We start from the raw sequence: 10,046 nt of genomic DNA on the forward strand, positions 1-10,046 counted from the left end.
AAAAAAAAATGAAAGAAATAAAACTATTTTGTCCGGCAACAATTGCCAATCTCTCGTGTGGATTTGATGTTCTCGGACTTTGTTTAGAAACTGCGGGCGATGAAATGATTGTTCGTAAATCAGACCAGAAAGGCGTTCGCATTACAAAAATTGTTGGTGCCGATTTACCTCTAGAAACAGAAAAAAATGTTGCTGGAGTTGCTGCATTGGCAATGCTTGAAACTATAGAAACCGACTTCGGATTTGAAATCGAAATTTACAAAAACATCAAAGCTGGAAGCGGAATTGGTAGTAGTGCCGCAAGTTCTGCTGGTGCTGTATTTGGTATAAACGAATTATTAGAGCGTCCATTTTCTAGAAAAGAATTAGTGCAATTTGCCATGCAAGGGGAGAAATTAGCTAGTGGAAATGCTCATGCCGACAACGTTGCTCCTGCCCTTTTGGGTGGTTTTACTTTGGTAAGAAGTTACAATCCGCTGGATATCATAAAAATAGATAGTCCAGAAGAATTATATGCTACAGTTGTACATCCTCAAATCGAACTAAAAACATCTGATGCCCGTTCGGTATTAAAACAAAATGTTTCCCTAAAAAGCGCCATCATGCAATGGGGAAATGTAGGTGGTTTAATCGCTGGATTATATACTAAAGATTACGATTTGATCGGAAGATCTCTTCATGACGAAATCGTAGAACCTTTACGAAGTGTCTTGATTCCTGGTTTTGATGCAATCAAACAAGCAGCTCTCGAAAATGGCGCACTAGGTTCTGGAATTTCAGGATCAGGCCCTTCTATTTTTGCTTTAAGCAGAGGAAAAGAAAACGCTGAAAAAATCGGTAAAGCCATGAGCGAAGTGTATGATAATATAGATTTACCATACGAAATTCATATCTCGCAAATTAATCCAGATGGAGTACGCGTAATTTAACTTTAAGCAATAGGCTTTAAGCCTTAAGCCTACCGTTTGAAGCATAAAAATAATTAAACATTTAGCAAAAAAGCTTAAAGCCTTTAGCCTAAAGCTTACTGCGCAAAGCAATAAAAAAATGAAATACTATAGTTTAAACCATAATGCCCCAAAGGTTTCTTTTCAGGAAGCTGTAATACAAGGATTAGCAAGTGATAAAGGATTATATTTTCCAGAAACTATCACACCATTAAATGCTTCTTTTTTTGAGACAATCGAAAATCTGAGCAACGAAGAAATCGCTTTTGAAGCAATCAAACAATTTGTTGGAGATGAAATTCCTAAGCAGACTTTAAAAGAAATTATTGCCGAAACGCTATGTTTTGATTTCCCTGTTGTTGAGGTCGAAAAAGGAATTTATTCGCTTGAATTATTTCACGGGCCTACAATGGCTTTTAAAGATGTTGGAGCGCGATTTATGTCACGTTGTCTGGCCTATTTTAACAAAGATAAAGCAGAAAGTAAAAACACGGTTCTTGTCGCTACCTCGGGTGATACTGGTGGAGCAGTTGCAAGCGGATTTCTCGGCGTTGCGGGTGTAGAAGTTGTGATTTTATATCCATCAGGAAAAGTAAGCGATATTCAGGAAAAGCAGCTGACCACATTAGGTCAAAACATCAAAGCGTTGGAAGTTGATGGTGTTTTTGATGATTGTCAGGATATGGTAAAAAAAGCCTTTCTAGATGAAACTCTAAAACATAAAAACCTTACCTCAGCAAATTCTATCAATATTGCACGTTGGTTGCCGCAAATGTTCTATTTCTTCTTTGCTTATAAAGCCTTGAAAAGCCAAAACAAACCATTAGTATTTTCTTGTCCAAGTGGGAATTTCGGGAATATCTGTGCTGGTATTATAGCCAAGAAATTAGGTTTACCAATACTTCACTTTGTAGCTTCTACCAATGTAAACGATACGGTACCAAGATTCTTAGAAAACGGAAAATATGATCCAAAACCATCCAAAGCTACTATCTCAAACGCAATGGATGTTGGGAATCCGAGTAACTTTATCCGTATTCAGGAAATGTATCAAAATGACTTGAAAGCTTTCGAAAAAGACTTCTCTTCTTATAGTTATACTGATGAAGAAACACTGGAAGCGATGAAACAGATTTATAAAGCTAACGGTTATATTGCTGAGCCACACGGTGCTGTTGGGTACCTTGGTTTAAAGAAAGAATTACAAAAGCATGACAATGCAATTGGTGTTTTCTTAGAAACTGCTCATCCAATTAAATTTCTTGATATTGTTGAGCCTGCTTTGGGAATTAAACTTCCTATTCCGGAGCAAATTGAGAGTGTTATTAATGAGGATAAAGTTAGTGTGAAGATTTCTAGCTATGAGGAGTTGAAGGCGTTTTTGGGGTAACAAATTCATATTACATCGCATACAAAACGGCTGAGATTAATTTCAGCCGCTTTTTTCGACCGATACTTTACTAAGTACTCTTTAGATTTGTTTTCTTCTCAAAAAAAGACAATTGTTCTATATTAATTTAAAATATGGTTAAAAAAAACACATATTTGAAAAGCAAGAAAACGAAACAAACCTTAGCTTATCTACCCGATTTTAGGCATAAATCCGAAGGTCTCTCTCCTTTATAAATGAGTTATAGTAGATTCTTTAACAAGAAATAGCTAATTTTAATAGAGTCGTTTATTTCCACCCAAGTTCTTCAAGTAATAATTGAATCCAAGTCTTAGTTTCGTTTTTACAATTTATTTCTATCGCTATTTCCATAAGAGTATCAATAAATTCTTGCTTACTATTCAAATCAATTTTGAATATCATCGTTTTTGAATAAGTATAAATATTTTGAAATAAAACCATAAAACCTTCTTTCTCAAATTTCGTAATTCTATTTTCCAATAATTCTTTATCAAAAGTACCACTTGGTCCATAAATAAATTGACCTTTAATTCCTGAATTAGCTTTAATTTTATTAAAAGCATGCTCTAAATCGTAAGAAGTGAAATGTTTGTCTTTTACTTCAATTGCATAATAGAAATTATTTTCTTTGAAGATATCAATATCTCCAATTTCTTTTGTTGAAGCACCACTCTGATTGACTTTATGCGTAATAACTTTAAAATTTTTAGAAAATCTATTATGATAAATTTTTTCTAAAGTACCAACAATAATTGCAGATGATTCTCCTTCAAATGATTTTTCCAAAAATCTAAACACAAACTCATAAATTTCAACAAGAGTTGGATTGTATTTTAAAGTTGTCTCTTGAAGAATTTTGTTTTCTTCAATTCTTTGATTTAAAAATTCTAATGCGCAAGCTAAATAAGCTTTTGCTTGTACACTTGTAGATATTGAATTGAAAATTTTTATAAGAAGTAGTAAAGTTTCTTTATCATTGCCTTTTCTTACTGCATTCTGATCACTTAAATGAGTAAATCTAGCAGGCTTATTAAGAAAAGGTTCATTTGAACCACCTAGAGAATTTTGCAAAAAATCTCTTTCGAAAGGTACAAGCACACTGTGGCACAAACTTCTTGCATCAAAAGCACCGGAAATTGGCGCTCCTGCTTGTAAAGCAAGAGCATTAATTTTTTCATTTGTTGCTTTAGCTAATAGTCCATTGACAAGAATGTATTTATAGGTTTTATGATTTCCATTTAATACCGCCATAATACTACCCGAAATATCATCTTTTTTTGAGCATCTTGTTCTAAATGCAGATAATAGATTTTTTTCTGCATCGGTTTTTAAAATAATCTCTGCCATTATGCTATTTCTAATTGATATTGTAAGTTAGTAATGTAATTATCAATCTCTCCGTTTTCTATAGTATCCATAATCATTCTTCCAACGTTGAAACCTAAATTACACGGAACTGCATTTCCAATTTGCTTATATTTTGATGATTGAGAACCGCAAAAATCATAGTCTAAGGGAAATGTCTGTAGTACAGAAGCTTCTTCAACAGTCAAACGACGTAATCTTTCAGGAGCATTTTGATAATTCATAGGTGTATTTCCGTTAAGTAAACCTTTATGGTAATTTTGAACCCAACCTTCTCTATTTTCATATAGTTCTAACTCATCAATTATTGGGGTTTTATTTCCTCCCATTGAAGCAGGAAGAGTCGCACAATATCCATCTATTTTAACTGGACGACCTGCACCATTGAACAACATTCCTGCAAAAGGAGACTTTCGCATTACAGGATTTGAAGTAAGAGTTATTTTCGCATTACAAATACTTTTATTATTTCCTGTTCCTGCTTTATCTAAAACAGAAAGAGCTTCACGCACAGTTTGAGCTTTTTTCTTATAAGGCTCAAGCATCTTTTCTAAATCTGGAATTAATTTGCAATTGTTTTTAAATCCAATAAAAAGAACTCTTTCTCTTGCTTGTGGGACATCATAATCAGTAGCATTAACAACAACATAATTTGCAGAATATCCTAAATCTCTAAATTTTTTTAAAAGTTCAATTCTTAAAGGTTCCCATTTTTGTAATAATCCTAAAGCCTTTACATTTTCCATAACAAAAGCCTTTGGGTTCAGTTCTTCCACAGCTTTTGTAAAAGTCCAAACATGCTCGCTTCTTGGATCGTTAGGATTCATTTTTCCTGCTACAGAAAACCCTTGACATGGTGGACCACCAATAACTAAATCAACATCCTTGATTTGTGTAAGTTCATTAAAAAAAACATTAATGTCTCCACATTTTATATGATTCCCAATATTTTTAACATAAGAATCACATGCGTTTTTATCGAAATCATTTGCCCAGACTATATCAAATCCTGCTTTTTTGAATCCTATGTCAAGCCCGCCAGCTCCCGAAAATAATGATACTGTTTTCATGTTTCAAAGTTACATTTTTTTGTATTGAGTTCGATCTTTCTCTTCTGAAAAATGTAACTAATGAAATTTATAATTCAAAAGCGGAAACTATTTAGAACAGAATCAAAAGTTGAAAAGCTTACTAAAATTGTAATAGACAATTGGAATATCAAATCGTTCGTACTCAACAAGCGTGTCGTACCCCACCAGTTCGAATGTCCCTCTAGTGAACACCAAGTCAAGAATAAAAAAAGAGACCTTATAAGATCTCTTTTTCTATTCAATATATGTTTAAAACGGTTATTTCCCGTTCAATAATTTCTCTAAATATTCAACTTTATCTTTTTCAGCTTGCACCAAACGTTCGTAAAGTTCAACTACTTTATCTAAAGGATTAAAAGTGCAGTCGTAATTATTATTTGAACCTTGTCCAAAACTACTATTTGAAACAGTGTCATTAAAAGTATTAAAATAATTAAAAACTCCTTCTTCCGAAAAGTTTTTAATTGCCTCAACGGAAACTCCAAGAGCTTTTGCAATCTCAATTAGTTTTTGTTCGTCGACAGTTTCGCTGTTTTCAATAGCCGAAATTGCCTGCTGATTTGTTCCTAAAGCCTGTGCCAGTGCTTCCTGTTTCATGTCTTTAAGCTCTCTGATACGGCTTATATTTCTGCCGATATGTTTTGGTTTTATTGCTGTACTCATAATTCAAAGATATTTAAAATTCTTAAACGAAAATAGATTTCAGTAAAAAACAAGCCTATTTCTGTAAGATACTCTTTTCATAATCGAGATAAATTGGCAAATTCGGCTTTAGCCAAAAACACAAAAGATTAGGCTAAAGCCATTTCTAATGTAATTTTATTTCTCCAGCTAAAGCTGGAGGCAATTCATATTTTACTAAATAATATGATTACAAAAGAATTACTCGAAGACATTCCCGCATTAAAAATATTAATCAATTCGACTTACAGAAGCTAAGCCTCTAAAAGGATGAACTAACGAAGCTATTAATTAGAAGAAAAAAGATGAATTAAAATGATTTTTAGCGTAAATATTTATTACTTACAGAAAATAGATTAACAAAGATTCTATTACTTTTGTGTTATAAACCTTATCATAAAACACAAAAGTAATCTTCTAAAAAAATGAAAAACAAGTTATCTTTTCTTCCTATTGCCTTACTTATATTTTTTGCATCAAACCAAAGCTTTTTTGCTCAAGCCAAAGACAATTACACAGCCAGAATTGATAGTTTGGTTCAAACAACTTCAGTACGTCCGTTTAATGGGAATGTACTAATCTCTCAAAACGGAAAAACCAAATATTCTAAAGCTTACGGCTATTCTGATTATACAAAAAAAACACCTTTAAAATTAGATGACCATTTTGTTATTTTGTCCAATAGTAAGCAAATAACTGCTGTTTTAATTCTTCAGGAAGTTGAAAAAGGAAAGATTGTTTTAAATACTCCTATAAAAAAATATTTACCAAACTTAAAACAACCTTGGACAAGTACTGTTACAGTCGAAAATTTATTAAATCATACCTCAGGAATTGTAGATTTAGAAAAACCAACTGCCTTTGCTGTTGGAACTGAATTTAAATATACCGATTTGAATTATATTTTGTTAGGTCAGATTATCGAAAGGGTAACTAATAAAACCTATGAAACTGTCGTAAACGAATTGTTCAAAGTGAACAAAATGAAAGATAGTTTTTTCCCAAATGCAGATAACCAAGATGAAGTTGTAAACGGTCGTCAATATCATAAAGACAATACAACCAAAGAAATTATAGGTGTTATCATTCCTAAAGATCGAGTTCCTGCTGCAGGACTTGTTAGCACGGTTAAAGATCTGGCTATTTGGAATGATTTACTACATAATGGTAAACTTTTAAAAGAAGCTACCTACGCCCGAATGACCACTTATACAATTACCAACCAACACCCAGTTTTTGGCGATAAAGAAATTGGATATGGTTATGGCATTCGTGTAAACGACGAAACTAAAATTAAAGAATTTGGTCATACCGGAATTGTACCTGATCAAGGATTTACTTCTGTTAATTTGTATTATCCTGAAACAAAAACAAGTATCATTGTTCTGGAAAACCAAACCTTTGATAATTTTGATATTTCTTATTATTTTGAAGCTGAAATTCGAAAAATCGTATTGAATAGTGGGTTATTGAATTAATCAGACATAAGAACTCAATAACTGTGAAATATTATCAATATAAAAATATTTAGATTACATGAAGTTTCGATAGCTATTTAATTTATCGAATTGACCAGCATTGCTAAAAAAACGAACCAAAAACCAATCAAAATGAAAAAAAATACTTTTTATGTTTTATTGCTATTTATAATAAGTTTTTCAAGTATTGCTCAACATTCTTTAAAAAGAATTTGGGTAACAGATAGTATTTTACCAATTCCAGAATCGGTATTTTATGATAAAACAGATCGGGTATTATATAGCTCTTTAATGGATGGTTCACCAGCTGAACGTGATGGAAAAGGAAGTATCGCAAAATTAACAACTGACGGAAAAATCATTAATTTAAATTGGATATCTGGCTTAAATGCTCCAAAAGGAATGGCAAAATTCAAAGATAAATTATTTGTAGCCGACCTTACAGAAATTGTAATTATTGATATAAAACAACAAAAAATACTAAAAAAAATAACCGTTGATGATTCCAAAATATTAAACGATGTAACTGTTGATAAAAAAGGAGTTGTTTATGTATCTGATCCAAAAGTTGGTAAAATTTTCAAATTAGAAAATGATATTGCAAGTGTTTATTTGGAAAACCTAAATAAACCAAATGGTCTAAAATTCATCAATAATGATTTATATTATCTAGACAATGGTTCATTATACAAAATGGATAATAAAAAGAACAAGCACCTTTTGACAGACGGTATGGATGAAAATACAGATGGAATTGAGCAAATAGCAAAAGGAGAGTTTGTTGTGAGTTGCTGGACTGGAGTTATTTATTATGTAAATAAAGATGGCTCAAAAGAAATACTTTCAGATACAAGAAAAGAAGAGTATTATTCGGGAGATATTGGACTGGATTACGAGAAAAAAATAGTCTATGTTCCTTCGCTTTTCAAAAAAACTATCACAGCCTATTCTCTTGAATAAAGTAACAATAAAAACAAAAATGATAATCCATTCTATTTCACCCATGATTACAAAAGCAACATTACAAGATATTCCAGCATTAAATACATTAATAAATTCTGCTTATCGCGGAGAATCATCTAAAAAAGGATGGACTACCGAGGCTAATTTATTAGAAGGAAAAAGAACAACTGAAGAAGAATTAAGTGAAACTCTTCAATCCCGAAACTTCGGGACGAAAAATACTATCTTAAAATTTACTGAGAATGACCTGATTATCGGTTGCGTTTTGTTAGTAGAAAAAGAGGATAAACTCTATTTAGGAATGCTTACGGTTTCGCCTGAACTGCAAAATAGTGGTATTGGAAAAAAATTATTACATCAAGCCGAAATTCACGCTAAAGAATTGGGTTTGCCTAAAATCATAATGACAGTGATATCTGTTCGTGAAGAGCTCGTTGCTTGGTACAAACGTAATGGTTATGTAGATACGGGAGTAAGAGAACCTTTTCCTGAAAGTGATGTTCATGTTACTGTTGCAGAAGAACCTTTGGAGTTTGTTGTATTAGAGAAAAAGGTTTAATTGTTTAACCACAAAGTTTATAAGTCACCCGAAAAAATTAACCGCAAAGGTCACAAAGAGATACGCGAAGTTCGCTAAGATATTAGTGTTATCACGCTAACACACTAAGTCGCAAAGAAAAAAAGCTTTGGTTATCAGTAACTTTGTGCCTTTCAAACCTTTGAACCTTTGAACCTTTGAACCTTTGAACCTTTGAACCTTTAGACGCACTGCGGTGCGTCTCTACAGAAAACCTTTGAACCTTAGAAAAAATAACAAAATAATGAACATACACCTTTTGCCTAAAAAAGATTGTACAGCCTCTATTTGGAGTGGTGGATTGACATATGAATATCTGATATATCCGAAAACGGCAAACTATACCGATAGGGATTTTATATTCAGGATAAGCAGTGCTACAATAGAGAAAGAGCCTTCAGAGTTTACCAAATTTAAGGGTTATTACCGATACTTGGTTATGCTTGATAACGGCTTGCAGATTGAGATAAACAAAGAAAAAAAAACATATGAGAAATATGAAATCATGGAATTTAATTCGGATGATGAAGTGACTTCTTATACAAAAGGTATTGATTTTAATTGGATGGTTTCTGAAAAAGTATCCCATCACAAACTAAAAATAACGAATAGTAATCAGAGTTGTAATGCTCAGATAGTAATTTTATATCCTTTATATACAACAGTTATTAAAATTAATGAGAAGCCATACTACCTAGAACCTTATGATTTATTAGTCATTGAAAATCAAAAAAAGGAGAATATAATGCTTCATTTTTCTGATGAATGCCTCTATGGAATATTGGATTTTTAAAATTTAACCGCAAAGTTCGTTAAGATGTTATCTCACTAAGACGCTAAGTCGCAAAGAAAAAAAGTTTTGAGAATCATTAACATTATGCCGTTCAAACCTTAGAGCCTTTGCCACTTTGAACCTAAAAAAAGAGCTAAACATTTCTCTTTATCTTCGATAAAAACTCATGTGAAACTCCAAGGTATGAGGATAAATTTTTGTTATTTATTTTTTGGGTTTTGTCTGGATGAGTCTTTATAAATTCAAGATAACGTTGTTTGGATGTTTTGTTTAAAACGTCAAGAAGTCTGTTTTGTATAAGGATATTGGCTCTTTCTACCATTGCTATATGAAACTGAATTAGCTTTGGCACTTCTTTAAATAATAACGTTTTATTAGATTTATTAATTACTAATATTTCGCTATCTTCTATTGCTTTAATATTGTATTTAGTTGGTTTCTGATGATAGAAGCTTTCAATATCACACATCCAATCATTTTCGAAAGCAAAAAAGAGAACACTTTCACTTCCGCTTTCGTTTAGGATATAGATTTTAAATGCTCCTTTTAAAATAAAACCTTCATATACACTATTAGAATCCTGAATTTGTAGAAACTCGTTTTTCTTCAGTTTAATAAATTCTGTTTTTTCTATAATTATATCCCATTCAGTATCTGTAAGGGCAATTTTGCGCTCAATATTATCCCTTAATAATTTATACATATGGTTATTTTTCATTTTTAGCAAAAACATTATAACT

The 10,046-nt window shown here is 32.0% G+C and carries 10 protein-coding genes; 6 read left to right on the forward strand and 4 right to left on the reverse strand.

Annotation, left to right across the window (positions count from 1 at the left end):
* Positions 1-8 precede the first annotated feature (8 nt).
* Positions 9-929, forward strand: coding sequence for a homoserine kinase (locus B8T70_RS08050; protein WP_039116325.1), 921 nt, complete (start codon positions 9-11; stop codon positions 927-929).
* Positions 930-1,047: 118 nt separating this feature from the next.
* Positions 1,048-2,337 carry a threonine synthase gene (gene thrC / locus B8T70_RS08055; RefSeq protein WP_086894544.1) on the forward strand — a complete coding sequence of 430 codons (1,290 nt, stop codon included), beginning with the start codon at positions 1,048-1,050 and terminating at the stop codon, positions 2,335-2,337.
* A gap of 288 nt (positions 2,338-2,625) precedes the next feature.
* On the opposite strand, the gene B8T70_RS08060 is transcribed toward thrC, so the two are convergent.
* From B8T70_RS08060 to B8T70_RS08070, 3 genes are all read right to left on the reverse strand, one after another.
* The gene (locus B8T70_RS08060; protein WP_086894545.1) at positions 2,626-3,705 is read right to left on the reverse strand and encodes a restriction endonuclease, SacI family; all 1,080 of its coding nucleotides are present in this window, start codon (positions 3,703-3,705) and stop codon (positions 2,626-2,628) included.
* Positions 3,705-4,793, reverse strand: a complete 1,089-nt coding sequence (locus tag B8T70_RS08065; protein ID WP_086894546.1) for a DNA cytosine methyltransferase — start codon at positions 4,791-4,793, stop codon at positions 3,705-3,707. Before B8T70_RS08065 ends, B8T70_RS08060 begins: the two co-directional genes overlap by 1 nt.
* Before the next feature lie 279 nt (positions 4,794-5,072).
* Positions 5,073-5,477 carry a helix-turn-helix domain-containing protein gene (locus B8T70_RS08070; protein WP_086894547.1) on the reverse strand — a complete coding sequence of 135 codons (405 nt, stop codon included), beginning with the start codon at positions 5,475-5,477 and terminating at the stop codon, positions 5,073-5,075.
* A 443-nt stretch (positions 5,478-5,920) separates the two neighbouring features.
* Between B8T70_RS08070 and B8T70_RS08075 the strand changes: the two genes are divergently transcribed.
* The 4 genes from B8T70_RS08075 to B8T70_RS08090 all read left to right on the forward strand — a co-directional run bounded on the left by B8T70_RS08075 (position 5,921) and on the right by B8T70_RS08090 (position 9,306).
* Positions 5,921-6,973, forward strand: coding sequence for a serine hydrolase (locus tag B8T70_RS08075; RefSeq protein WP_086894548.1), 1,053 nt, complete (start codon positions 5,921-5,923; stop codon positions 6,971-6,973).
* Between the two features lie 132 nt (positions 6,974-7,105).
* A complete protein-coding gene (locus tag B8T70_RS08080) occupies positions 7,106-7,933 on the forward strand; it encodes a hypothetical protein (RefSeq protein ID WP_086894549.1) in 828 nt (275 codons plus the stop codon).
* Between the two features lie 19 nt (positions 7,934-7,952).
* Positions 7,953-8,495, forward strand: a complete 543-nt coding sequence (locus tag B8T70_RS08085; RefSeq protein ID WP_242667439.1) for a GNAT family N-acetyltransferase — start codon at positions 7,953-7,955, stop codon at positions 8,493-8,495.
* A 262-nt stretch (positions 8,496-8,757) separates the two neighbouring features.
* Positions 8,758-9,306, forward strand: a complete 549-nt coding sequence (locus B8T70_RS08090) for a HutD family protein (RefSeq protein WP_052259575.1) — start codon at positions 8,758-8,760, stop codon at positions 9,304-9,306.
* A 133-nt stretch (positions 9,307-9,439) separates the two neighbouring features.
* Here B8T70_RS08090 and B8T70_RS08095 read toward each other — a convergent pair.
* The coding region (locus tag B8T70_RS08095; protein WP_242667440.1) for a Crp/Fnr family transcriptional regulator at positions 9,440-10,046 on the reverse strand (607 nt) is incomplete at its 5' end.

It is taken from the genome of Flavobacterium sp. AJR (assembly GCF_002156885.1).
In the GTDB taxonomy this organism is placed as follows: Bacteria; Bacteroidota; Bacteroidia; order Flavobacteriales; family Flavobacteriaceae; genus Flavobacterium.

What these genes read in the sequence shown, in the direction of transcription:
- B8T70_RS08050 (WP_039116325.1), top strand. Translation starts at nt 9, where the DNA reads ATGAAAGAAATAAAACTATTTTGTCCGGCAACAATTGCCAATCTCTCG.
- thrC (WP_086894544.1), top strand. Translation starts at nt 1,048, where the DNA reads ATGAAATACTATAGTTTAAACCATAATGCCCCAAAGGTTTCTTTTCAG.
- B8T70_RS08060 (WP_086894545.1), bottom strand. Translation starts at nt 3,705, where the DNA reads ATGGCAGAGATTATTTTAAAAACCGATGCAGAAAAAAATCTATTATCT.
- B8T70_RS08065 (WP_086894546.1), bottom strand. Translation starts at nt 4,793, where the DNA reads ATGAAAACAGTATCATTATTTTCGGGAGCTGGCGGGCTTGACATAGGA.
- B8T70_RS08070 (WP_086894547.1), bottom strand. Translation starts at nt 5,477, where the DNA reads ATGAGTACAGCAATAAAACCAAAACATATCGGCAGAAATATAAGCCGT.
- B8T70_RS08075 (WP_086894548.1), top strand. Translation starts at nt 5,921, where the DNA reads ATGAAAAACAAGTTATCTTTTCTTCCTATTGCCTTACTTATATTTTTT.
- B8T70_RS08080 (WP_086894549.1), top strand. Translation starts at nt 7,106, where the DNA reads ATGAAAAAAAATACTTTTTATGTTTTATTGCTATTTATAATAAGTTTT.
- B8T70_RS08085 (WP_242667439.1), top strand. Translation starts at nt 7,953, where the DNA reads ATGATAATCCATTCTATTTCACCCATGATTACAAAAGCAACATTACAA.
- B8T70_RS08090 (WP_052259575.1), top strand. Translation starts at nt 8,758, where the DNA reads ATGAACATACACCTTTTGCCTAAAAAAGATTGTACAGCCTCTATTTGG.